The following is a 19,821-nucleotide window of genomic DNA, read 5'->3' as shown; positions in this document are numbered from 1 at the left end:
CTATTCCCTGTCATCGTCATCGGGGGGTGGAACATCGTCGAAATCCGGCGGTTCGCTGTCGCCATCCGCCTCCGTGGCGATGGCGGTAAGGCCGTAGGCATCGGCCCCGGCGTCCCGCACCGCCTCGATCACCGTGCCGGGGAAGGTGGCGAGCACCGCCTGCACCAGCGGGTGGCTCTGCGCCAGGCTGCGCCGCTCCGCATCGGCGGTGCGGCCTTGCTGGGCGAGGGTCGGCTCGCCCTCGGCATTGGAGAGGGCGATGGTCCAGCGCTGGCCGGTGCGTTCCAGCAGCAGCGCGCCGAGTTCCATGGCGAGGTCGCGCGGCGCGTCCGGCTGCACCCGCATCTCGATCCGCCCCGGCTGCACCCGCACGGGATGGACGCTGTGAAGGAGATGGGCATGCACCATCGGCTTGCGGCCGGAGGCCAGCGCCACCACCTCGCGCCAGCTCCGTGGCTGGGCAAGGTCGGGCGTGGCGACGGCATCGGCCAGCACCGGCGCGCCATTGGCGGCGGCTCGCATCCCGCCGCCATTGCCGGGCGGGGCAGGGCGGGGCGCATTGGCCGGCACCGTGCCGCCCTCGGTCAGCCGCCGCACCAGGTCGCCCGGCGTCGGCATCTCCGCGACATGGGCGAGGCGGATCAGCACCATCTCCGTCGCGGCGCGGCGGTCCGGCGCCTCGTTCACCTCGCCGAGCCCCTTCAGCAGCATCTGCCAGGCACGGCCGAGCACGGGGACGGAAAGCCGCTCCGCCAGCGCCGCGCCACGGGTGCGCTCGCCCTCGGTCAATGAGGGATCCTCCTTGAGGCCGGGAACACTGCGCAGGCGGGTCAGCGTATGGGTCAGCTCCAGCAGGTCCTGCAGCACCACGGCCGGGTCGGCGCCGCGCTCATGCGCGCGGTCGAGCAGGGTGAGGGCCTCCGCCGTGCGGCCGGCCATCAGCGCCTCCATCAGCTCCAGCACCATGGCGCGGTCGGCGAGGCCGAGCATGTCCCGCACCGCCTCGGTGGTGACCTGCCCCTCCGGCCCGCCGAGGGCGATGGCCTGGTCGAGCAGCGAGAGCCCGTCCCGCACCGAGCCATCCGCCGCGCGGGCCAGCATCGCCAGCGCCTCCGGCTCGACGGTCACCTGCTCGAGCCCGGCGATGCGCTCGAAATGCGCCCGCAGCTCCGCCTGGGGCACGCGCTTCAGGTGGAAGGTCTGGCAACGCGAGAGGATGGTCGCCGGGACCTTCCGCAGCTCGGTCGTCGCCAGCATGAATTTCACTTGGGCCGGCGGCTCCTCCAGCGTCTTCAGCAGCGCGTTGAACGCCGCCGTCGACAGCATGTGGACCTCGTCCAGGATGATGACCTTGAACCGCCCCTGCGCTGGCCGGTAGCGCAGCCGCTCGCGCAACTCCCGCACGTCATCGATGCCGTTGTTGGAGGCGGCGTCCAGCTCCTGCACATCTGGGTGGCGGTCGGCGAGGATCGCCTTGCATTCCGGGCAGACGCCGCAGGGTTCGGGCGTCGGGCCGCCCTTGCCGTCCGGGCCGATGCAGTTCAGCGCACGGGCGATGATCCGCGCCGTTGTCGTTTTGCCGACGCCGCGCACGCCGGTCAGCAGATAGGCATGCGCCACGCGGTCCTGGGCGAAGGCGTTGCGCAGCGTGCGCACCAGCGCGTCCTGGCCGATCAGCTGCTCGAAGGTGCTCGGGCGGTACTTGCGGGCGAGTACCCGGTAGGGCGCATCGGCCTGGGCAGCGGGCGGCGTCGGGGCAGGCGGCGGCGGGAGGGGCGGCGCCTCGCCGAACAGGCCGGGGCCCTCGGCCGGTGGCTCGGGCAGGGAATCTGCGGGCGGCGGGTCTTCGGTGCCGAACAGGGATGAGGACATCGGCGCGGCGGCATCCCGTGCATCTGGCCCGCCGGGCCGGGGGAGAGGGTGGAAGGCCGGCAAGCGACCCGGGCGAGAACCCGTTACGGCTGCTTCCTTCCGGACCTGACCGGGTTGGCGGGGAGCCCGTCCGCCGCCGACCTTCCGAGGGCACCATATCATGGTCCAGGGGGTCTCGTACAACCCGGCTGCCGTGTTACGCTCCCGGCCATGCGCCGCCTTGCCCTCGCCCTGCTGCTGATGCTCACCGGGCCTGCCTTGGCACAGGAATTTCCCATCCCCGGCAGGCCCATCACGCTGATGGGCGGCTTCGCTGCCGGCACGCCAGGGGATGTTTATCTCCGCCTGATCGCGCCCATCCTCAGCCAGTCCCTCGGCGTGCCGGTGGTGGTGGAGGCCCGCGTCGGCGCCACCGGCAACCTGGCGATGGAGGCGCTGGCGCGGGCGGCACCCGACGGGCACATGGTCGGGCTGGTCACCTCCGGGCAGCTCACCATCAACCCGGCGATCTTCCCCCGCATGCCGGTCGATACCGTCCAGGACCTGGCGCCGGTGATGACGCTGTTCGACGCGCCGAACGTGCTTGCCGTCAGCACGGCGCAGCGGCCGGGCTACACCGATTGCCGGGCGATGATGGCGGCGATCCGGGCGCGGCCGGGCCAGCTCAACTATGCCAGCAGCGGCAGCGGCGCCTCGACCCATCTGGCGGCGGCGCAGTTCGTGGCGGCGACGGGCCTCGACATCCTCCACGTCCCCTATCGCGGCGGGCCGGCGGCGATGATCGGCCTCTACCAGGGCGATGCGGAGTTCTTCTTCTACCAGACCGGGCCGGTGCTGGAGGACTGGCGCGCCGGGCGGGTGCGGCTGCTCGGCATTACCGCGGCCAACCGGGTGCCGGCCCTGCCGGAGCTGCCGACCATCGCCGAGGCCTGCGGCCTGCCCGGCTTCCGGAGCAGCGTCTGGTGGGGCATCGCCCTCCCCGCGCGGACGCCGGAGCCGGTCATCGCCCGGCTGCGCACGGCGATCGGCGAGGCGACCGCGACGCCCGAAATCCAGGAGCGCGTCCTCGGGATGGGCTTCACCCTGATGCCGGGCGGGGCCGAGGCCATGCGGGCGGCCATCGCGCGCGACCTGCCGCGCTGGGCGGCGGTGGTGAAGGCCTCCGGCGCACGGCTCGAATAGCCGAGGCCGCCATCCGACGGCCCGTTGCCCCCGCGCCCCCCGCATGGCACCGTCCCCCCGCATGCTCTCCATTCCCGCCAGCCGCCCCAACGCCTATTCCGGCAGCCCCCTCGACCGCGCGTCCAACCGCCGCGAGGATGCCGCCTTCATCGAAGCCGCCCTGACCGATACGGAGGCGCTCTTCGTCCCGGTCTGGCGCAGCCGCAGCCTGATGAAGGGCGTCCCCGAGGGCACGCCGGAGGCGGTGCTGCTCACCGGCGCCGCCGCCGGTGCGGTGCGGATGGCCGGCGGCCCCTGGGCCTTCCTCGGCTTCTGGGAAGGCCGCACTGTCTTCGCCGTCGACTGCTCGGAGGCCGAGGATCCGCTCCCGCTGCTGCCGGAGGGGATGGGCGCCTTCACCGATCTCCGCGCCGTCGCCGGCCTGCTGCCGCCTGGCGAGGCCAGCATCCTCGCCCATGCCCGCGGGCTGATGCACTGGCGAACCCGCCATCGCTTCTGCGGCGTCTGCGGCGGCGGCTGCGAGCCGCGCTCGGCCGGCAATGCCATGGCCTGCACCAATTGCGGCGCCCAGCATTTCCCCCGCACCGACCCCGCCGTCATCATGCTTGTGGTGCGCGAGGGGCGGTGCCTGCTCGGCCATTCCACCCGCTTCCCCAACAGCGTGATGTACTCGACCCTCGCCGGCTTCGTGGAGCCGGGCGAGACGCTGGAGGAGGCCGTCCGCCGCGAGGTGCAGGAGGAGACGGGCGTCGAGGTCGGCGCCGTCCACTACCATTCCTCGCAGCCCTGGCCCTTCCCCGCCTCCATCATGCTCGGCTTCCATGCCGAAGGCCTTTCCGACAAGATCACCATCGACCCTGAGGAGCTGCGCGACGCCCGCTGGTTCACAGTCGAGGAGATGCGCAACCCGGAGGCGCACGGCTTCGCCCTGCCGCGCGGCGACAGCATCGCCCGCCGGCTGATCGAGGACTGGCTGGCCGAGGCCGGGCGGTGAGGCGCACCGCTGTGGCGCTCGCCCTTCTGCTGCCGCTCGGCGGCTGCGGCCTCTATGGCAACCTCTTCGGCACCGTCCCGCAACGGCTGCCCGAGACGCCGGAGGAGCGGGAATGCCACGAGGAGGCCAGGCGCTCCCCCAGCGTGACCGCGCTCAACCGCCAGCGTCTGCCAGGCAATTCGGTGAATGACGACCGGCTGAACCGCGAGGAGCGGGTCCTCTTGGCCCGCGCCTTCCGCGACTGCCTGCGCACTCGCGGCCTCGCCCTGCCGGGCGGCGTGGAGGTCGAGCAGCCGCGGTAATCCCCATCGGCGTGGGGTGGGCAGCACCGGCTTGCCCTGTCTATACTGCACCGCAGCATGAGCGCCCTATCCATCCTCGCCGTCGTCGGCATGCAGTCGGAGGCAGCTCTGCTGCCGAAGGGGCTGCGCGTCGTCGTCAGCGGCGGCGACCCGGCCCGGCTGCGCGCCCTGTTGCAGAACCAGCCGGAGGACATCACCGGCGTGCTGAGCTTCGGCATCGCCGGCGGGCTCGACCCCTCTCTCATCACCGGGGACCTGGTAGTCGCCACCCGGGTGCGCGGTCCGGGCGGCGCCTATGCGGCCGATCCGGTCTGGTCGGCACGGCTGGCACGGCGCTGCGGCGCGCGGCTCGGCATGGTGGCGGGCGCGGCCGGGGTGGTCGGCGAGCCGGCCGGCAAGCGGATGCTGCGGGCGGCGACTGGGGCCCTCGTCGTCGACCTGGAAACCGAGGCGGCGGCCGCCTTCGCCACCGCCCGCCGCCTGCCCTTTGCCGCGCTGCGGGCCGTGGCCGATACGGCCGAGGAAGTGCTGCCCCGCGCCGCCGCGGTCGGGTTGACGGCGGATGGCAGGCCGGCAGCCGGGCGGGTGGCGCTCGCCCTGCTGCGCCAGCCGCGGGAATTGCCGGCCTTGCTGGTCGTCGCCCGCCGCAGCCGCGCGGCGCTGGAGGCCCTCGGCAGCGCGGTGCAGCGCGCCGGCCTCACCGGCGAGGCGCGCTGAACTCCTTCCTGGCCTGACACGCGGGATGGCGATGCGACGCCGCCACCATACTGCCCGACCCGCTTGGCCATTCCGGGAAGCGGAGACGTGAACAGACCGGAATTCGCCTTTCTGCCGCCTGATACGTTTTCCGTTTCCTGAGAAGGAGGCTTCCATGAAAGCGACGATCAAGGCAGTGCTGCTGGCAGCGACCGTGTCCTTCAGCCTTGCGGCCTGCGGCCAGAGCGCAGGCGGGCGCGCCGTGTCGGGTGGCTTGCTCGGTGCCGGTGCCGGTGCCGGCGTCGGTGCGCTGACCGGTGGCAGCGTCGGCACTGGCGCCCTGGTCGGCGGCGGCATCGGTGCGGCAGGCGGCGCGCTGACGGCACCGCGGCGGTACTGAGGCCAGCCGATCAGCCGGGAGGCGAGGCCCCTTCAGCGGCGTCGCGTGGCGTAGTCGCCCTCCCGGTTGATGGCGGTGCCGAAGGCCAGGTCGGCGCGGTCGTCGAGGCCCATCGTATCCCAGGTTGATGCCGGCTCACCGCTCGCCACGAGCCTGCCGGTGCCGGCATCGGCAAGCCGGCCCTCGATCCGCTGCTGCTGCGCCACCGTCAGCTGGCCCCAGTTCAGCGCGAGCCAGGGGTGCATCCGCACGGTGTTGCGAACCCATTGGTCCCTATCCGGCGCGGTGGAGGCTTGGCTGGCCGCCTCGACCGTGGGCTCGGGTGCCGCCGGCGCGGGGCGCCTCTGGTCCGGGATGGTGGCAGGCTGTTCCTCACGAGGCGAAGCCACCGGCTGCCTCGGCCTGGCGACGGCGGGCAGGCGCGGCTGGTGCCGTGCCTCATAGCCCTTTGGATCAAAGAACTGATCCAGGTAGTCCATGCGATTCAGGGTCTGGCAGCCCGACAGCAGGACCAGGGCGGCGAGCAACGCAGCCCGGCGCCAGCGTCCCGGCGGAGGAACTTCGCTCTCAGAGGTGCACCAGGGTCGCTGACCATATGCCATGCTTGCGAAACGGCCGACATGAACCCGGGATGCCCCGGTGCCGCGAGCTTGATCCCGGCTCCCTGGTTCTAGGTCACCCGCTCCATCTCCGCATCGTCGAGATTGCCGGGGACGATCGTCATCGGCACCCGCACATGCGTCGCATAGCGCCCGGTCAGCGCATTGATCAGCGGCCCCGGCCCGCTGCCGTCGCCTGAGGAAGCCAGCACCAGGATCGACAAGCGAGGATCCTCCTTCAGCAGCGCCAGCAACTCGTCCCGCGGGTTGCCCTCGCGGATCAGGAGGATCGGCAGCCCGCCGGTGATCTCGTTCACCTGCGCGGCGAGGCCGCTGAGCACGCGCTCCGCCTCCTCCCGCCGCTCCTCGGCCATCATGGCGCCGACGCCGGCCCATTCGGTGATGCCCTCGGGCTCGATCACCCGCAGCAGCGCCACCCGCCCGCCGCCATTCCTGGCGCGCAGGCAGGCATAGCGAAGGGCGACGGCCCGCTCCGGGCTGTCGTCCACCACCACGAGGAACACCCGGTCGCGCTTGCTCGCGGCCTCCTGCTGCTCCCGCGTCTCGCCCATCAACCCCTCCGGAACAGGACGCTGCCGAGCCAGCCGGCCAGCGCCGCGAACATGATGCAGGCGAGACCGTAGAGGAAAGGCTGGTCCGCCGCGACGGTGGCGATGCGGTCCGCCGCGCCGACCCGGTCGACCCGGAAGGCGAGCTCCTGCCGCGCCACGATCCGGCGGGAACGCACCAGCAGCACCTCCACCTGGTAGTCGCCGGTCGGCACCGCGGCGGGCAGCGGCAGCCGGGCATGGAAGAGCCGGCTGCCGGCGATCTCGACCGGCGACGTGTTCTCGACCCAGAGGCCGCTATGGCTCTCGAGCTCCAGCAGTGCGGCGCGGAAGGCGGGCGAACGCGCGCCAGTGCTGGTCAGCGGCAGGCTGTCGAGGCCGAGGCCGTTCCGCTGCCGCTCCTCCTCCGGCAGCAGCTGCCAGGCCGGCCGCGTGCCGGCGATGAAGTAGAAGCCCGGCACCCCGGCGAAGCGCGCCGAGGGGCCGTTCACCCAGATCAACCCGAGAACCGGGACCTTCCGGCGCACCACCACCGGCCGGGTCGGGCCACGCGCCAGGACCAGTACCTCGTCCCCGCCCGGCCCGATCGGCCCCTCGGTGCTGCCGAAGACCATCAGCGAGGTACCGGTGAAGCCCGTCGTCACCTCCACGGCATCCTGCGAAAGGGCGGCGACCAGCGGCAGCTCCTGCGCCCGGCCGGGACCCGCCCAGGCGAGCAGCAGCAGCAGGGCGAGGCGGATCACAGCGCCGGGCCGCTGCTGAACAGGTTCGGCGGCCGCCGCAGCAGCCCCCAAAGCAGGCTCATCGCCACCGAGAGCACCAGCAGGCCGAGCAGCGCCCGCGTCTCCTCGCCGCGCAGCCGCGTCCCCATCGAGGCGCCGAATTGCGCCCCCGCGACGCCGCCGAGCAGCAGCAGCATGGTCAGCAGGATGTCAACCGTGCCGAGCTGCACCGCCTGCAGCATCGTCACATTGGCCGCAACGAAGACGACCTGGAAGAGCGAGGTGCCGATCACCACCGAGGTCGGCATGCCGAGGAAGTAGATCATCGCCGGCACCAGCATGAAGCCGCCGCCCACCCCCATCACCGCCGAGAGCATGCCGATGCCGAAGCCCACCGCGAAGGGCGGGATGATCGAGATGTAGAGCCGCGAGCGGCGGAACCGCATCTTCAGCGGCAGGCCGTGCATCCAGAAATGCTCGTGCAGCTTGCGCTTGATGGTGGTGCGGCGGCGCAGGATGGCGCGCACGCTCTCCATCACCATCAGCCCGCCGACTGTCCCCAGCACGACGACGTAGAAGACCGAGACGGCGAGATCGACCTGCCCCACCCGCCGCAGCAGTGCGAAGAGCTGCACCCCCGCCAGCGAGCCGAGCACGCCGCCGACGAGCAGCACGCCGCCCATCTTGGCGTCCACATTGCCCCGCCGCCATTGCGCGATGAGGCCCGAGACCGAGGCGCCGAGCGTCTGGTTGGCGCCCGAGGCGACGGCGACAGGGGAGGGGATGCCGATCAGGATCAGCAGCGGCGTCAAGAGGAAGCCGCCGCCCACGCCGAACAGGCCAGAGAGCCAGCCCACGCCGAAGCCGATGCCGACCAGCAGGAAGGCGTCCACCGACATCTCGGCGATCGGCAGGTAGACCTGCATCGGCAATTCCGGACCAGAGAAGCAATGGCCGGGGGTTTGAACCGGGCCTGTGGCGGGAGCAAGGCAGAAACTGCAACTAGAAGCCGTGAACCCCGGCGCGGGGCAGGCGTTCAGCCGCCACAACCAGTCACGGATACATCAAATGGCCACGCAAACCATAGGCGCGACCACCACACCCGGCACCATGACCGGCTCGCTGGAGGCCACCGCGCCTCTGCCGCGCCGCGTCTCCTGGGGCGCCATCCTCGCCGGCGGCATCGTCGCCGTCGCGGTGGGCGCCATGCTTTCCATCCTCGGCGTCGCCGTCGGCGCAAGCTCGGTCGACGCCACCAACGCCCAGTCGCCGAGCGGCTCCACCGTCGGCATCGCCGCCGGCGCCTGGTTGCTGATCTCGAACCTGATCGGCCTCGCGGTCGGCGGCTATGTCGCGGCGCGGCTCTCGGGCAGCGCGGACGGCACGGACAGCACGCTGCATGGCCTCTCTGTCTGGGCCATCGGCTACCTGCTCTCTGCGGTGCTGCTGGGCAACATCATCGCCGGCACCGCTTCGACCGCGACCCAGGGCCTCTCCTCCATCGTCGGCGGCGTCTCCCAGGCGGCCGGTCAGGCAGCCTCCGCCGCCTCCGGCCCAGCCAGCCGCCTCGCCAGCCAGATCGACCCGCAGCAGATTATCGACCGCGCGCAGAATGCGCTGAGCGGCACCGGCGGCGGCGATCCGGCGGCGATGAACAGCGACCAGCGCAAGGCGGAGATCGGCCAGCTCCTCACCCGCCGCGTCACCGACGGCAACCTGCCGCAGGGCGACCGCGACCGGCTGAGCCGGCTGGTGGCGGCCGAGTACAACATCCCGGCCGATGAGGCGAACCGCCGCATCCAGCAGGTCGAGCAGCAGGCGACCGAGACGGCGCAGACTGCCGAGCGCCGGGCCCGCGAAGCGGCCGACGCGGCGGCGACGGCCGGCGCGGTTGCGGCCTTCTGGGCCTTCGCGGCGATGCTGCTCGGCGCCGTGGCCGCGGTGCTGGGCGCGCGGATGGGGACGCGGAACGCCAACATGGCGGCGCGGCGCTACGCCTGAAAACAGGGGGGCCGCCTGGCCCCCTTGGTGTGACGACCAGAGCGGCGGAAGCGGGACACGCTTCCGCCGTTTTTCGTTCAGTCGGGAAGAGCCTGTGCGAGCGCAAGCCCCGCAAGGCGAGCCGTCGCCATCAGGCGTTCCACGCCATGGCCGCTGCGGGCCTTGGCCGAAAGCCCGTTCAGGGTGGTGCTGACGAAGTCCGTCAGCCGCTCGGCCTCGTCTGGGTGACGGGCGGCGATGTAGCGCCGGATCGCATCCTCCCCAGCGGACTGGTAGGCGTGGGCGGCCTCGCGCGCCTCCCGGTCATCACAGCGGGCACCTTCCACCACTAGGCAGCCGGCAGCAGCCGGATTAGCGGCATAGCGGCGCGCCGCCTCCTCCAGCAGGGCCGCCAGGGATGCCGCCACCGGGCGGTCGGGCCGCAGCAGGCTCTCGAGCGGCAGGGCATCCACGCCCGCATAGCGGCTGAGAATCCGGGCATAGAGGCCGGCCTTGCTGCCGAAGGCGGCATAGAAGCTCGGTGGGTTGATGCCGAGCGCCTCCGTAAGATCAGCGACGCTCACGGCGTCATAGCCCCGGGCCTGGAACAAGCGTTGCGCCGTGGCGACAGCCTGATCAGGATCGAAGCGACGAGGACGGCCACGGGGACGTGGGATATCTGTAGTCATTCTTACAAAATGCCTTGACGCGACCTCTCCCTGGATTATGTAGCCTCTCATACATTAATCCTCAAGGAGGCCTTGATGGCCGTGTTTCAAGGAAAATCCGTTCTCGTCCTCGGCGGCAGCCGCGGCATCGGGGCGGCGATCGTGCGGCGCCTCGCGGCCGATGGCGCCACAGTGACCTTCACCTATGCCGGCTCGAAAGAGGCGGCCGAGCGGCTGGCGGCGGAGACTGGCACCACGGCCGTGATGACCGACAGCGCCGACCGCGACGCGGTCATCGCACGCGTGCGCGACAGCGGGCCGCTCGACGTGCTGGTGGTGAATGCCGGGGTCGTCGTCTACGGCGACCCGCTGGAGATGGACCCGGATGCGGTGGACCGGCTGATCCGCATCAACGTGGCCGCGCCCTACCACGCCTCGGTTGAGGCGGCGCGGCGCATGCCGGAAGGCGGGCGGATCATCGTCATCGGCTCGGTCAACGGCGACCGGGTTTCCTTCCCCGGCATCGCGGCCTATGCGATGAGCAAATCGGCGATGCAGAGCATGGCGCGCGGCCTGGCGCGGGACTTCGGCCCGCGCGGCATCACGGTGAACGTCGTCCAGCCCGGGCCGATCGACACCGACATGAACCCGGCCGATGGACCGTTCAAGGACCTCGTCTACCCCGCCATGGCTTTCAAGCGGCACGGGCGGCCGGAGGATGTGGCCGGGATGGTGGCCTGGCTGGCGGGGCCGGAAGCCGGCTTCGTCACCGGCGCGATGCACACCATCGACGGCGGCTTCGGGGCGTAGCCTCCCCCGCCTCGGTCCCGTCGCTACTCCGGCGGGGCCGAGGCGCCGGCGCCGAGCGGCAGCGTCATCAGCACGCAATCCAGCCAGCGGCCATGCTTCCAGCCGACGGCGGGCAGCAGGCCGGCATGGCTGAAGCCGCAGGCCTTGTGCACCCCGATCGAGCCGGCATTCCCGGAATCGCCGATCACCGCCACCATCAGCCGGAAGCCGAGTGCCTCGCAGCGCGCCATCAGCGCCGCCAGCAGAAATCGGCCGATGCCGCGCCGCCCGGCATCCGGCGCCACATAGATCGAGTTCTCCACCGTGAACCGATAGGCCGGCCGCGTCCGGTAGGCGCTGGCATAGGCGTAGCCGACCACCGCTCCGGTCCGGTCCACCGCGACCAGATAAGGATAGCCCCCGGCCAGGATCGCCTCCCGCCGCCGCGCCATCTCCGCCTCCTCCGGCGGCTCGGTCTCGAAACTCCCCGAGCCATGGCGGACCCAATGGCCATAGATGCGGGTGATCGCCGGGATATCGGCTTCGGTGCTGTCGCGGAGTGAAAGCTCGGTCATGGCAACGAATCTGCCGCCTGGATGCCGCCCTGTCTACCGGGCAAGCCCTTCACCCACCCCGCCCGCTGCCGCACTCTGCCCGGCCGCCGCCGGAGTCGCCGCTTGCCTTACCCCGCCCATGCCGCCCTCCTGGTCGGCCTCGCCGTCGGCGCCGTCGGGCTGGCGACGACCATCCCCCTGCCGCTCTATGGCGAGATGGCCGCCCGCGGCGGCTACGGCGCCGGCGCGCTCGCCCTGGCCTTCGCCTGCTATGCGGCGACGGTGATCGTGACCGCGCCGCTGCTCGGCCCGCTGCCCGACCGGATCGGGCGGAAGCCCTGCGTCCTGCTTGGCGTGGCGCTGGCGGCGCTGTCCAGCCTGGCGCTGAGCCTCTGGCCGAGCATCCCCGCCCTGGCCCTGGCGCGGATCGCTCAGGGCCTCGGCATGGGCTGCGTCGCCGGAGCCGCCGCCGCCTGGGGTGCCGAGCTGGGCGGCGGCGGGTCGGAGGGCGGGCGCCGCGCCGCCGCGGTGATCGCGCTGGCGACCATCGGCAGCTTCGGCGCCGGCGGCATCCTGACGCTGGCCGCCATTCTCGCCTGGCCGGCGCTGCGGCCGCCGCCGACCTTCGCCCTGCACCTCGTCATCTGCCTCGCCTTGCTGGCCCTCGTCGCCCGCCTGCCGGAGACGCTGGCGGCGCCGCAGCAAGGCTGGCTTCGCCGCCCCGGCTTCCCGCGCGGCACGCTGGCGACGACCATTGCGAAAGGTGTCGGGGGCGGATAGACTCGTATACCGGAGAGAGCCACCCGATGCCAGATGAAATAAGCCGGCCCGGCCGCCTGCACAATCACCTGCCCGAAGCGCTGGAGCCTCAGGTCTATGGGTATGTGCGGTTTTCCTCGCCAGATCAGCGAGAGGGCGACAGCGAGCGCCGGCAACGCACCAAGCTGGAGGCTTATGCCGCCTCAGTGAACCTGCCGCTCAATAGCGACTACGCCGACCTGGGCCTATCCGGCTTCACAGGGAAGCACATCAGCCATGGAGCGCTCGGTCGCTTCGTCGAGGCGGTGGCTAACGGGGAGATCGCGTCAGGCTCCCATCTCGTGTTCGAGGCATTCGATCGGATGTCTCGACAGGAGGTCGATGACGCCCAGGACTTGTTCAAGGCGCTGCTGAAGCGTGGGATCATCATCCACACCCTGGAAGATGGCCGGACCTACACTTACGCCAATACCCGAAACAACCTCGTCAATCTGATCTATCCGATCATGATGATGCACGCGGCGCATAACTTCAGCGCCCGGCTGTCCGGCCGCATGCTGGAAGCGACCGACGAGAAACGTAGACTGCTGCGAGAGAAGAACTACACGAAGTCCTGCCCTGGCTGGCTCAAGCCAAAGCCGAATGGCCGCGGATTCGAGTTCTATGATCTGGAGCGGGTCGGCGTCATCCGCATGATCCATGAACTCTATGTCGAACACGACATGGGCTGCGATTACATCGCAGCCGTGTTGAACGAGAATGGCATCCCGACATTTGATTATGGCGGGAAGCGTGCCCGCGCTGCCGGATGGCATCGCCACTATGTCTGGTCGATCATTACTAATCGTGCCGTGATCGGTGAGTTCCAGCCCAACCACCGCAACGCCGCGACCGGGGGGAAGTCGAGGCCTATCGGCGATCCCGAGCCGGACTACTATCCGGCGGCCATCGAGATGGAGGTCTGGAACCGGACACAGGCGATGCGGGAGTCCCGCAAGGGGACGGGCGGACCCAAAGGCACCCGGATCGCCAATCTGTTCTCAGGCTACGTCTTCTGCGCGCTGTGTGGTGGCAAAGGCAGCGTGAGCGCCAAGGGTGACAGGCGACGCAAATCGAAGCGGGTGGAAGGTGAGCCTCGGCTCACCACCGACTATTTCATCTGCGAAAATGCCAAGCGTTGCATCCGCGATCCGGACACCCAGGAACGTCTTTGCAACAACCAGACTATGATGCGCTATGAGCCTGTCGAGGCCGAGGTGCTGCGGGTCATCGGCGATACTCTCCCGGTCACCAAAACTCAGGACCGGAACCCTGAGATCGCCGCACTGGAGGAGGAGATTGCCAGACTGCGCGTTGTCATCGACCGCGAGCGGAAGGGCATTTCACGGCTCACCTCCCTGTTGGGCGACGATGATCCCGAGACCGAACTGTCGATCAAGGCCAATCGGCGGAGGATCGACGAAGCGCAGAAGCAGATCGCGGTGCTGAAGCGGGAACTGGTGCCGCTACGCGGCCGGCAACCGATCCCAAAGGGGGCGGCGGTCGTTCGTGAGTTGAAGGCCGCACACGCCTCGGCGGACCCCACGGTGCGGAAGGATGCGTGGCAGCGAATCTCGGCCGCTCTCCGATCCATCATCGACCGAGTGGAGATCGACACCCCGCAGAACTACGCCAGGGTCACCTTCGCGGGCGACGCTGCATACCTTGAGGTAAAGGATGGGAGGGATTGCGGGGTGGGTGTCTTCTATCCCCGCCTGGAGGCTGAGGAACCCGCTGTCGATCGGCGCACCGCTGAACGGCTGAAACGCCTGCGAGCCGCAGTCAAAGCGACTGAGGTCGGCCTGGGTGAGATCATGGACCTATCCCGCGCAGAGCGAAGACTAGCGGACCAGCCCAAAGGCGCTGCGGATGACGGCATCACCGTCACCGTTGACTACCAGACCAAGGAAAGAGGCTCAGACCGATGGCTAACCCGCAAGCCTTTCGGTAACGATGATCCCAAGCCCGTCGTCGATGGGGTGGTGCATCTCACCCCAGCCCCGGTGGTGGCGCGCGGCGTGCCGAAGAAGACGGGCGAGGACTAGCTGCGCAGGATGGCATCCACGTCGGCGCCCAAGACGGTCATCTGCGCGAACTTGGCATCGCTGATATTTCCATCAGCACCGAGCCACACTCCGAGCAGGCGTCCGTTGAGCGGGCGGGGAGTATCCTCCCGGCCACCGATGCGGAGCCAGTTGAAGCCCGTGGAGATGGTCGCCCCAATGGTGCCAGCTATCTGGCCGTTGACGCTGAGATGCAGCGCTCCCGCGCGCCAGCGCATGCCGATGCGGCGGGGTACACCAGCGACGAAGGTTTTGTCAGGGCTCGCGCCAGCGGGGCCGTTTCGCCGGCCAGGGCGGGGCTGGTAGGCTCCGGGGCCATCGGAGTGGAAAGTAGTGATGGAGTGTGTGGCCTGTGGCTCTGCTGCTGTGACGGAGCGGCCGGAGCGTACCGCTCGAGGCTACCGCCGGTTCCGCTGCCGCGATTGCGGCAAGCAGTACAACGAGCGCAGCGGCGGGCTGCTGAACCACGCCCAGTACCCATCCGATGTTATCGCCCTCGTGGTGCTGTGGCGACTGCGCTACCGCCTGACCCTGCGTGACCTGGCCGAGATGTTCCTCCAGCGCGGCATCATCTTCAGCCACGAAGCCGTCCGCGACTGGGGGGCGAAGCTCGCGCCGGTCCTGGCTGGCGAACTCCGCCGACGCCGGCACGGCAAGGGCGGCACCCGCGGCCGGCACTGGCATGTTGACGAAACCTATTTGGGGGTTCGCGGCCGCTGGGCCTATCTGTATCGGGCCATTGATCGCGACGGCCACCTTGTCGATACCATGCTGAGCGAGCACCGCGACATGGCAGCAGCGCAGGCCTTCTTCCGCTCGGCCAAAGCTGCCACTGGCATCACGCCCGAACGCGTCACCACCGATGGTCATGGCTCCTACCCGCGGGCGATCCGCTCGACACTCGGCCGGCGCGTCGTACACCGGACCAACGCCTTCAAGAACAATAGCCTGGAGCAAGACCACCGTGGCGTTAAAGGCCGCACACGATGTATGCGGGGCTTCAAAAGCTTCAATTCAGCGAGGCACTTCTGCCGAAGCTATGACGAACTCCGAAACTTCCTCCGCTTTCGTACCCGCCACAACCAGCACATCTCTGCCCGCCGCCACCGCCTGGTGCACATGCGTCGTGCCGCAGCTGCGCTCGCCATCCTCACAGCAGCATAGGACAAGTTTTGCCGGCACCTCTCTTCGCCAGGCTTGGCGCGAGCGCTGACAGATCCAGCTTAGGGTGGGCTTTGAGTTGGGTAGGTGCGCCGGTTGGGTCCGGTGCATGTTAGTCATCTGAGCAGATCGCATTATAGCGCCGTGGTTGATTTATTGGCAGTACAAACGATACATCGCGGCGTTGGCGCGAGCCTGTTCCGGCTCACCTTGGAAGACCAACACCGGGTAGATGCGCAGCTGCGCGCCCCGCGTAGTAGCAAGGCGACCGTTGATGAAATCGACGCAATCCACCACGCCGGTCACTTCGCCATAGCGCATAGCTCCCCTTGCTTTGATCCCGGCACCCTGTAGCCAGCGCCAGGTATCGAGCCGGATGGGCTGGTGCGTGGTGAGTATCTTCTCCTCCCGCGCGACGATGGTGCTCTCGGGCAGCACGATCATCCCGCCCCAGTCCAGGCGTCGCATGACCGACGCCGACAGACGCAGGGTATCCGGCGCGACCTCGATGGCGATCTCTTCCCGCTGGGGCCGGATGCTCTCCACATGCTCGATCCAGCGCCGATCCGCCTCCATGCCGGCCTCGATCTCGGCGGCGAAGCGCTCATGCAGCAGGAAGACAGGGTAACCTTTCTTGTGCGGATCGCGGACGGGATCGATGCCGGCGGCACGGGCGGCGAGCGACATGTGATGATTGCGGCGATACTGCTCCTGGCTCATCATCGGATGGCATCCGCGATCTCATCCTCGGGCACGAGGACGTTCTCATACTCGGCCAGGAACTCCGGATCGCAGGCCCGCAGCCAGTGCTCGGCCTCCTCCATCGTCTCCCCAGCCTTGAGGAGGTCGCGGGCCAGGCGGCGAGCGGTGAAGAAGTCGGTGATCCGGCCCTCCTCACCGATGGCCTGGAGCGCCTCGGTCGTGCGAGCAACCGCATGATAGCCGCGGAGCAGCTGCTCCCGCATGGTGTGCAGGTGGCTCACCGGGTGGTCTCCCGCAGCATCATCAGCTGGGCACGGGCGGTGTCCAGTTCGGTTGCCGCATGCCGCAGGGTCGTCCCGAGCCGGCGGAGCTTGCGATCCAGCATGGCGTGCAGGACATCATCGTCGAGGGCGATCGCCTGGGAGGCAGCCAGGGAGCGGGCCTCGGCACGGTACAGCCGCGCCTGCAGCATCTCGTGGAGGGTCACTGCATGGTCTCCCGCTTGCGGGTGCTGGGCATGCCCAGCATCCGGTCCACGAGATCCTGCACCTCATCGATCAGGAAATCCTGATCACTGCCACGCACGAGCGACGCGGCGATGGTGAGGAGGCACCCGATCCGGTCGAGCAGATGATCGAACACAACGTCGGCGGCGCGGTGGTAGAGGTCCGCCATCTTGCGTTCGGCGGCGCGACGCTGCCTCGGAGTTTTGGGCGCCTTCGCCAGCCACCTCGGCGCGGTCTGGCGCAGGAAGCAATCGAGAACGGCGTGCCAGTGCTCGCGCAGCATTGTCGGGGTCAGGGCCGCTTCGACCGCGCGCTTCACTTCCTCTGGCGAGCTGGCGGCGCCGATCGCGGTCTGGAAAGCCGCGCTGTCCTCGACCCGCCGGGCCAGGATGGAGGCGAGAGCCAGTTCGCCCTCGCTGGGCTGATAGGACACGCTCATGCCGCGTCCTCGTCGTCAGCAAACGCCGAGGCCTCGTCGCGCAGATCGAGCAACTTGTCGCTCATGCGCAAGGAGCCATTGCCCGAGGGCAGGGTCGCCTCGGCGGCGTCGCAAAGGTGGAGGATGAAGCGGGCGGCATCGCCGGCATAGACGAGGGCGAGTTCGACCAGGGCGGCGTGCAGGGCGGCGAAGGCCGCGGTGTCACGGTTGAGCATTATGCGTCCTCCCCGTCGAAATCGTCATCATCATCGTCGTCGTCGGTTCCAGGCTCGCAATACCAGTTGGCGTCCTGCAGCTCGTCATCGCCGTAGACCGGGCCATGGCCGGGGACGACGCACACGGCATCGACCTCCACCAGGGGACGATTCTGCAGCTGGGCCTGGGTGATCCGCGCCATGATCGCGGCCATGTTGGGGTTGACGGCGCGCACCTGCACGATGTGCTGCTCGCAATCGTCGTCCCACAGCACCACGGTGTAAGGGGAGGAGATCATGCCCTGATCCCCTTGTGCCGCGGGGAGACATTGTGCAGCGGTGCGTCGATCGGGGCCTCGATGGCAAGCGTCGCCTCGAAGGCTTCTTCCTCGATCTCATGGGCGAGGGAGGCGCGGTAGATGGCCATGTCGGCGGCGATCTCGGCGTTCGGTGCCTGGACACGCACACCGCCCAGGCTGCCCTCGGTGGGGCCGAGCACGACGACGATGAAGGACGGCCAATCCGGCGAATATGCCGGGGCCAGGGCGCGAAGACGCGCCATGATCGGGGAATCCATGATGTCGAAATCCTGTGTGTTCTGAAAAGGACAGCCGCGCCGGTCTAATGCGTCCAGCTCCTAGAACGTATAACGCGCAGTTGGCGAATGAAATACCATTTTCTGGTTGACGTCACGAGGGTGTTTGTGGCAGCAGCCTGCGCCTCCGGGCATCCTGGCCATGCGTTCCGCCCCATCGCATCAGTGCGCCTCTTCGGAGGGCCGCGACGGAAGCCCCCGGCGGAGCGTCATCGCGTCATGCGGTAGGGTAGGGCGGGGGCATCCACTCGCAATTCGTCCTGAGAGGATGCCATGCCCCAATTCCGTCCCCATCGCGGGGGCCATGCCCCGTCGCACCTGCGGGAAGACTTCCAAGACCAGGCCCAGCAGGGCCGCGTAGAAGCCCGCCTAAGGGACCTGTTGTGGAACTGCGTGGATGTTCATGCCGGGATGGCTCTGCGAGACCCTGGCACTGCCCGCCCAGGCCAGCGGCGTGTCGTTGCGCACGGCACGACTGCACACCCGCCAGCTCACCGCTGCCGGCCTGCTGGAGCAGGTGAAGGGCATACGGCACGACGGCTTTATCGGCGATTGCTGACGGAGTTTCCCGGCGTCGCATTGGCTGAGTCGACAGTGCGCAACCACGTCCGCGAACGCCGTCGTGCCATGGGCTTGGTGCGGCGGTAGACCTTTGTGCCGCAGAGCTATGGCTTGGGCCAGGAGGCGCAGGTCGACTGGTACGAGGCCTGGGCCGACCTTGGCGGCGAGCGGACCCGGGTGCAGGTCTTCGCGATGCGCTCGATGGCCAGCGACGCCGCCTTCCACCGCGCCTACCTGCACGCGACGCAGCAGGCCTTCCTCGAGGCGCATGAAGGAGCCTTCGCCTACTTCGGCGGTGTATTCCGTGTGCTGCGTTACGAAAACCTGGCCAGCGCGGTGCGCAAGATCCTGCGCGGGCACCGGCGGGAGGAGACGGTGCGGTTCGTGGCATTCCGCTCGCATTGGCGCCTTGTTGCAGCGGTCGCACGCCTCAGTGGCTTTGGGTAGGGTGAGGCCGGGGCGAGCCCCCCTCACATTGCAGGGCCACCCCTCATGCCGTTCAAAGCGAACGCCGCTCGACGCCATCACATCCCGAAGCAGCGGCACCGAGTGACCAACTGGGCCGAGTACGACGCCGGCCTGCGGGCCCGCGGCAGCCTGACCGTCTGGTTCACGCCGGAGGCGGTTGAGGCCTGGAAGGCCGAGCCACGCACTGGCCGAGGCGGGCAGCCCTCGTATTCGGCCTTGGCGATCGCCACAGCCCTGACGCTGCGCACGGTATTCCGCCTAGCGCTGCGTCAGACCGAGGGGCTGATCGCCTCCGTGCTGCAGCTGCTCTGCCTCGACCTACCGGTGCCGGACCATAGCACGCTGAGCCGTCGGGCCGAGGTGCTCGAAGTGCCGCGGCCGAAGGCGGGGAGTACGCCGGTGCACCTGCTGGTGGACAGCACGGGCTTGAAGCTCTGTGGTCCGGGCGAGTGGCTGGAGGAGAAGCACGGCAGCAAGCGGCGCCGGGCTTGGCGGGTGCTGCACCTCGCCACTGACGCCGACACTGGGCGGATCGTCGCCTCGGCGCTGACCGACAGGGATGCCGACGACGGCTCCCAGGTCGGTCCGCTGCTCGACCAAGTTGATGGTCCCGTGGCGTCTTTCACTGGCGACGGTGCCTATGACCGCGACGACGTCTACACCGCGGTGGCGATCCGCCACCCGGAGGCCGCAGTCATCGTGCCGCCACGCGCGAATGCGGTGCCAAGCGAAGCCGCGGAGACCGCGCCGACGCAGCGCGATGCGCATCTACGATGTATCGCCGAGCGCGGCCGAACGGGCTGGCAGCAGACCTCAGGCTATGGCTGGCGTGCTCTGGTGGAGTCTGACATCGCGCGATGGAAACGCATCGTCGGTGACGGCCTACGCTTCCAAACCGACGGGCGGCAGGTGACCGAAGTGGCGATCGCCGCCGAGGTGCTGAACCGAATGCTGGAACTCGGACGCCCAGAGTACGTCCGCATCGCTTGATCCCGAACGTGGGTAGG

Annotated in this window: 28 protein-coding genes and 1 other RNA gene; 13 read left to right on the top strand and 16 right to left on the bottom strand. The window is 69.4% G+C overall.

Annotation, left to right across the window (positions count from 1 at the left end; all coding sequences use genetic code 11):
- Together EP26_RS23065 and ffs are read right to left on the bottom strand one after the other, a co-directional pair.
- Window positions 1-1,872, bottom strand: a complete 1,872-nt coding sequence (locus tag EP26_RS23065; RefSeq protein WP_043342189.1) for a DNA polymerase III subunit gamma/tau — start codon at window positions 1,870-1,872, stop codon at window positions 1-3.
- Between the two features lie 50 nt (window positions 1,873-1,922).
- Window positions 1,923-2,015: signal recognition particle sRNA small type (ffs, locus tag EP26_RS33465), an RNA gene on the bottom strand.
- A gap of 67 nt (window positions 2,016-2,082) precedes the next feature.
- Between ffs and EP26_RS23060 the strand changes: the two genes are divergently transcribed.
- The 5 genes from EP26_RS23060 (at window position 2,083) to EP26_RS23040 (ending at window position 5,446) form a co-directional block, all read left to right on the top strand.
- A complete protein-coding gene (locus EP26_RS23060; RefSeq protein ID WP_043342188.1) occupies window positions 2,083-3,054 on the top strand; it encodes a Bug family tripartite tricarboxylate transporter substrate binding protein in 972 nt (323 codons plus the stop codon).
- A gap of 61 nt (window positions 3,055-3,115) precedes the next feature.
- A complete protein-coding gene (gene nudC / locus EP26_RS23055; protein ID WP_043342187.1) occupies window positions 3,116-4,048 on the top strand; it encodes an NAD(+) diphosphatase in 933 nt (310 codons plus the stop codon).
- Entirely contained in the window at window positions 4,045-4,350 is a 306-nt protein-coding gene (locus EP26_RS23050) for a hypothetical protein (RefSeq protein WP_043342186.1), read from the top strand. The genes nudC and EP26_RS23050 overlap by 4 nt, the downstream gene beginning before the upstream one ends.
- 57 nt (window positions 4,351-4,407) lie before the next feature.
- Window positions 4,408-5,067 carry a phosphorylase family protein gene (locus EP26_RS23045; protein ID WP_043342185.1) on the top strand — a complete coding sequence of 220 codons (660 nt, stop codon included), beginning with the start codon at window positions 4,408-4,410 and terminating at the stop codon, window positions 5,065-5,067.
- 154 nt (window positions 5,068-5,221) lie between these two features.
- Entirely contained in the window at window positions 5,222-5,446 is a 225-nt protein-coding gene (locus tag EP26_RS23040; RefSeq protein WP_043342184.1) for a hypothetical protein, read from the top strand.
- Between the two features lie 32 nt (window positions 5,447-5,478).
- Here EP26_RS23040 and EP26_RS23035 read toward each other — a convergent pair whose 3' ends face one another.
- The 4 genes from EP26_RS23035 to EP26_RS23020 form a co-directional block, all read right to left on the bottom strand.
- Window positions 5,479-5,925, bottom strand: a complete 447-nt coding sequence (locus tag EP26_RS23035) for a hypothetical protein (RefSeq protein ID WP_157033696.1) — start codon at window positions 5,923-5,925, stop codon at window positions 5,479-5,481.
- 191 nt (window positions 5,926-6,116) lie between these two features.
- The gene (locus EP26_RS23030) at window positions 6,117-6,617 is read right to left on the bottom strand and encodes a universal stress protein (RefSeq protein ID WP_043342182.1); all 501 of its coding nucleotides are present in this window, start codon (window positions 6,615-6,617) and stop codon (window positions 6,117-6,119) included.
- Complete coding sequence (locus tag EP26_RS23025) at window positions 6,617-7,357, bottom strand: TIGR02186 family protein (RefSeq protein ID WP_169747464.1); 741 nt, start codon at window positions 7,355-7,357, stop codon at window positions 6,617-6,619. The genes EP26_RS23030 and EP26_RS23025 overlap by 1 nt, the downstream gene beginning before the upstream one ends.
- Window positions 7,354-8,262, bottom strand: a complete 909-nt coding sequence (locus tag EP26_RS23020) for a sulfite exporter TauE/SafE family protein (protein WP_043342180.1) — start codon at window positions 8,260-8,262, stop codon at window positions 7,354-7,356. Before EP26_RS23020 ends, EP26_RS23025 begins: the two co-directional genes overlap by 4 nt.
- Window positions 8,263-8,404: 142 nt before the next feature.
- Between EP26_RS23020 and EP26_RS23015 the strand changes: the two genes are divergently transcribed.
- Entirely contained in the window at window positions 8,405-9,337 is a 933-nt protein-coding gene (locus EP26_RS23015; RefSeq protein WP_169747463.1) for a hypothetical protein, read from the top strand.
- Between the two features lie 77 nt (window positions 9,338-9,414).
- On the opposite strand, the gene EP26_RS23010 is transcribed toward EP26_RS23015, so the two are convergent.
- Window positions 9,415-10,005 (bottom strand): TetR/AcrR family transcriptional regulator, encoded by a 591-nt coding sequence (locus EP26_RS23010; RefSeq protein WP_043342179.1) that lies wholly within the window; start codon window positions 10,003-10,005, stop codon window positions 9,415-9,417.
- Window positions 10,006-10,080: 75 nt separating this feature from the next.
- Between EP26_RS23010 and bdcA the strand changes: the two genes are divergently transcribed.
- Window positions 10,081-10,794 (top strand): SDR family oxidoreductase, encoded by a 714-nt coding sequence (gene bdcA / locus EP26_RS23005; protein ID WP_043342178.1) that lies wholly within the window; start codon window positions 10,081-10,083, stop codon window positions 10,792-10,794.
- Window positions 10,795-10,817: 23 nt separating this feature from the next.
- Here bdcA and EP26_RS23000 read toward each other — a convergent pair whose 3' ends face one another.
- The gene (locus tag EP26_RS23000) at window positions 10,818-11,348 is read right to left on the bottom strand and encodes a GNAT family N-acetyltransferase (RefSeq protein ID WP_043342177.1); all 531 of its coding nucleotides are present in this window, start codon (window positions 11,346-11,348) and stop codon (window positions 10,818-10,820) included.
- Between the two features lie 102 nt (window positions 11,349-11,450).
- Between EP26_RS23000 and EP26_RS22995 the strand changes: the two genes are divergently transcribed.
- The gene (locus tag EP26_RS22995) at window positions 11,451-12,107 is read left to right on the top strand and encodes an MFS transporter (RefSeq protein WP_043342176.1); all 657 of its coding nucleotides are present in this window, start codon (window positions 11,451-11,453) and stop codon (window positions 12,105-12,107) included.
- 26 nt (window positions 12,108-12,133) lie between these two features.
- Window positions 12,134-14,170: a recombinase family protein gene (locus EP26_RS22990; RefSeq protein WP_043342175.1), complete on the top strand. Its 2,037-nt coding sequence runs from the start codon at window positions 12,134-12,136 to the stop codon at window positions 14,168-14,170.
- Here the strand turns inward: EP26_RS22990 and EP26_RS22985 are convergent.
- Entirely contained in the window at window positions 14,167-14,406 is a 240-nt protein-coding gene (locus EP26_RS22985) for a hypothetical protein (protein WP_043342174.1), read from the bottom strand. The two genes, EP26_RS22990 and EP26_RS22985, sit on opposite strands and share 4 nt — an antisense overlap.
- A gap of 118 nt (window positions 14,407-14,524) precedes the next feature.
- On the opposite strand from EP26_RS22985, the gene EP26_RS22980 reads away from it, so the two are divergent.
- The gene (locus EP26_RS22980) at window positions 14,525-15,352 is read left to right on the top strand and encodes an IS6 family transposase (protein WP_043342173.1); all 828 of its coding nucleotides are present in this window, start codon (window positions 14,525-14,527) and stop codon (window positions 15,350-15,352) included.
- Between the two features lie 150 nt (window positions 15,353-15,502).
- Here EP26_RS22980 and EP26_RS22975 read toward each other — a convergent pair whose 3' ends face one another.
- Genes EP26_RS22975 through EP26_RS22945 form a run of 7 tightly spaced genes read right to left on the bottom strand, consistent with a single transcriptional unit; the run spans window position 15,503 to window position 17,767 of the window.
- The gene (locus tag EP26_RS22975; RefSeq protein WP_043342172.1) at window positions 15,503-16,072 is read right to left on the bottom strand and encodes a hypothetical protein; all 570 of its coding nucleotides are present in this window, start codon (window positions 16,070-16,072) and stop codon (window positions 15,503-15,505) included.
- Window positions 16,069-16,332 (bottom strand): hypothetical protein, encoded by a 264-nt coding sequence (locus EP26_RS22970; RefSeq protein WP_043342171.1) that lies wholly within the window; start codon window positions 16,330-16,332, stop codon window positions 16,069-16,071. The genes EP26_RS22975 and EP26_RS22970 overlap by 4 nt, the downstream gene beginning before the upstream one ends.
- Window positions 16,329-16,538, bottom strand: a complete 210-nt coding sequence (locus EP26_RS22965; protein ID WP_043342170.1) for a hypothetical protein — start codon at window positions 16,536-16,538, stop codon at window positions 16,329-16,331. Before EP26_RS22965 ends, EP26_RS22970 begins: the two co-directional genes overlap by 4 nt.
- Entirely contained in the window at window positions 16,535-16,996 is a 462-nt protein-coding gene (locus EP26_RS22960) for a hypothetical protein (RefSeq protein WP_043342169.1), read from the bottom strand. Before EP26_RS22960 ends, EP26_RS22965 begins: the two co-directional genes overlap by 4 nt.
- Complete coding sequence (locus EP26_RS22955) at window positions 16,993-17,211, bottom strand: hypothetical protein (RefSeq protein ID WP_043342168.1); 219 nt, start codon at window positions 17,209-17,211, stop codon at window positions 16,993-16,995. The genes EP26_RS22960 and EP26_RS22955 overlap by 4 nt, the downstream gene beginning before the upstream one ends.
- A complete protein-coding gene (locus EP26_RS22950; RefSeq protein WP_043342167.1) occupies window positions 17,211-17,489 on the bottom strand; it encodes a hypothetical protein in 279 nt (92 codons plus the stop codon). Before EP26_RS22950 ends, EP26_RS22955 begins: the two co-directional genes overlap by 1 nt.
- Window positions 17,486-17,767, bottom strand: a complete 282-nt coding sequence (locus EP26_RS22945; protein WP_043342166.1) for a hypothetical protein — start codon at window positions 17,765-17,767, stop codon at window positions 17,486-17,488. The genes EP26_RS22950 and EP26_RS22945 overlap by 4 nt, the downstream gene beginning before the upstream one ends.
- A 415-nt stretch (window positions 17,768-18,182) precedes the next feature.
- Here EP26_RS22945 and EP26_RS36375 point away from each other — a divergent pair, with 415 nt between their 5' ends.
- From EP26_RS36375 to EP26_RS22935, 3 genes are all read left to right on the top strand, one after another.
- The gene (locus tag EP26_RS36375; RefSeq protein ID WP_169747462.1) at window positions 18,183-18,344 is read left to right on the top strand and encodes a hypothetical protein; all 162 of its coding nucleotides are present in this window, start codon (window positions 18,183-18,185) and stop codon (window positions 18,342-18,344) included.
- A gap of 95 nt (window positions 18,345-18,439) precedes the next feature.
- Window positions 18,440-18,793 (top strand): transposase, encoded by a 354-nt coding sequence (locus EP26_RS22940; protein WP_043342165.1) that lies wholly within the window; start codon window positions 18,440-18,442, stop codon window positions 18,791-18,793.
- Window positions 18,794-18,838: 45 nt separating this feature from the next.
- Entirely contained in the window at window positions 18,839-19,804 is a 966-nt protein-coding gene (locus EP26_RS22935) for an IS5 family transposase (RefSeq protein ID WP_043342164.1), read from the top strand.
- Window positions 19,805-19,821: the final 17 nt, after the last annotated feature.

Origin of the sequence: Belnapia moabensis DSM 16746 (assembly GCF_000745835.1) — a bacterium.
Taxonomy (GTDB): domain Bacteria; phylum Pseudomonadota; class Alphaproteobacteria; order Acetobacterales; family Acetobacteraceae; genus Belnapia; species Belnapia moabensis.
This window is presented reverse-complemented; position numbering and strand designations above follow the sequence as displayed.

Bases quoted from the DNA above. Each gene is read 5' to 3' on its own strand.
- EP26_RS23065 (WP_043342189.1), bottom strand. From the start codon at position 1,872: ATGTCCTCATCCCTGTTCGGCACCGAAGACCCGCCGCCCGCAGATTCC.
- EP26_RS23060 (WP_043342188.1), top strand. From the start codon at position 2,083: ATGCGCCGCCTTGCCCTCGCCCTGCTGCTGATGCTCACCGGGCCTGCC.
- nudC (WP_043342187.1), top strand. From the start codon at position 3,116: ATGCTCTCCATTCCCGCCAGCCGCCCCAACGCCTATTCCGGCAGCCCC.
- EP26_RS23045 (WP_043342185.1), top strand. From the start codon at position 4,408: ATGAGCGCCCTATCCATCCTCGCCGTCGTCGGCATGCAGTCGGAGGCA.
- EP26_RS23040 (WP_043342184.1), top strand. From the start codon at position 5,222: ATGAAAGCGACGATCAAGGCAGTGCTGCTGGCAGCGACCGTGTCCTTC.
- EP26_RS23035 (WP_157033696.1), bottom strand. From the start codon at position 5,925: ATGGACTACCTGGATCAGTTCTTTGATCCAAAGGGCTATGAGGCACGG.
- EP26_RS23030 (WP_043342182.1), bottom strand. From the start codon at position 6,617: ATGGGCGAGACGCGGGAGCAGCAGGAGGCCGCGAGCAAGCGCGACCGG.
- EP26_RS23020 (WP_043342180.1), bottom strand. From the start codon at position 8,262: ATGCAGGTCTACCTGCCGATCGCCGAGATGTCGGTGGACGCCTTCCTG.
- EP26_RS23015 (WP_169747463.1), top strand. From the start codon at position 8,405: ATGGCCACGCAAACCATAGGCGCGACCACCACACCCGGCACCATGACC.
- EP26_RS23010 (WP_043342179.1), bottom strand. From the start codon at position 10,005: ATGACTACAGATATCCCACGTCCCCGTGGCCGTCCTCGTCGCTTCGAT.
- bdcA (WP_043342178.1), top strand. From the start codon at position 10,081: ATGGCCGTGTTTCAAGGAAAATCCGTTCTCGTCCTCGGCGGCAGCCGC.
- EP26_RS23000 (WP_043342177.1), bottom strand. From the start codon at position 11,348: ATGACCGAGCTTTCACTCCGCGACAGCACCGAAGCCGATATCCCGGCG.
- EP26_RS22990 (WP_043342175.1), top strand. From the start codon at position 12,134: ATGCCAGATGAAATAAGCCGGCCCGGCCGCCTGCACAATCACCTGCCC.
- EP26_RS22985 (WP_043342174.1), bottom strand. From the start codon at position 14,406: ATGCGCTGGCGCGCGGGAGCGCTGCATCTCAGCGTCAACGGCCAGATA.
- EP26_RS22980 (WP_043342173.1), top strand. From the start codon at position 14,525: ATGGAGTGTGTGGCCTGTGGCTCTGCTGCTGTGACGGAGCGGCCGGAG.
- EP26_RS22975 (WP_043342172.1), bottom strand. From the start codon at position 16,072: ATGATGAGCCAGGAGCAGTATCGCCGCAATCATCACATGTCGCTCGCC.
- EP26_RS22960 (WP_043342169.1), bottom strand. From the start codon at position 16,996: ATGAGCGTGTCCTATCAGCCCAGCGAGGGCGAACTGGCTCTCGCCTCC.
- EP26_RS22955 (WP_043342168.1), bottom strand. From the start codon at position 17,211: ATGCTCAACCGTGACACCGCGGCCTTCGCCGCCCTGCACGCCGCCCTG.
- EP26_RS22950 (WP_043342167.1), bottom strand. From the start codon at position 17,489: ATGATCTCCTCCCCTTACACCGTGGTGCTGTGGGACGACGATTGCGAG.
- EP26_RS22945 (WP_043342166.1), bottom strand. From the start codon at position 17,767: ATGGATTCCCCGATCATGGCGCGTCTTCGCGCCCTGGCCCCGGCATAT.
- EP26_RS36375 (WP_169747462.1), top strand. From the start codon at position 18,183: ATGTTCATGCCGGGATGGCTCTGCGAGACCCTGGCACTGCCCGCCCAG.
- EP26_RS22935 (WP_043342164.1), top strand. From the start codon at position 18,839: ATGCCGTTCAAAGCGAACGCCGCTCGACGCCATCACATCCCGAAGCAG.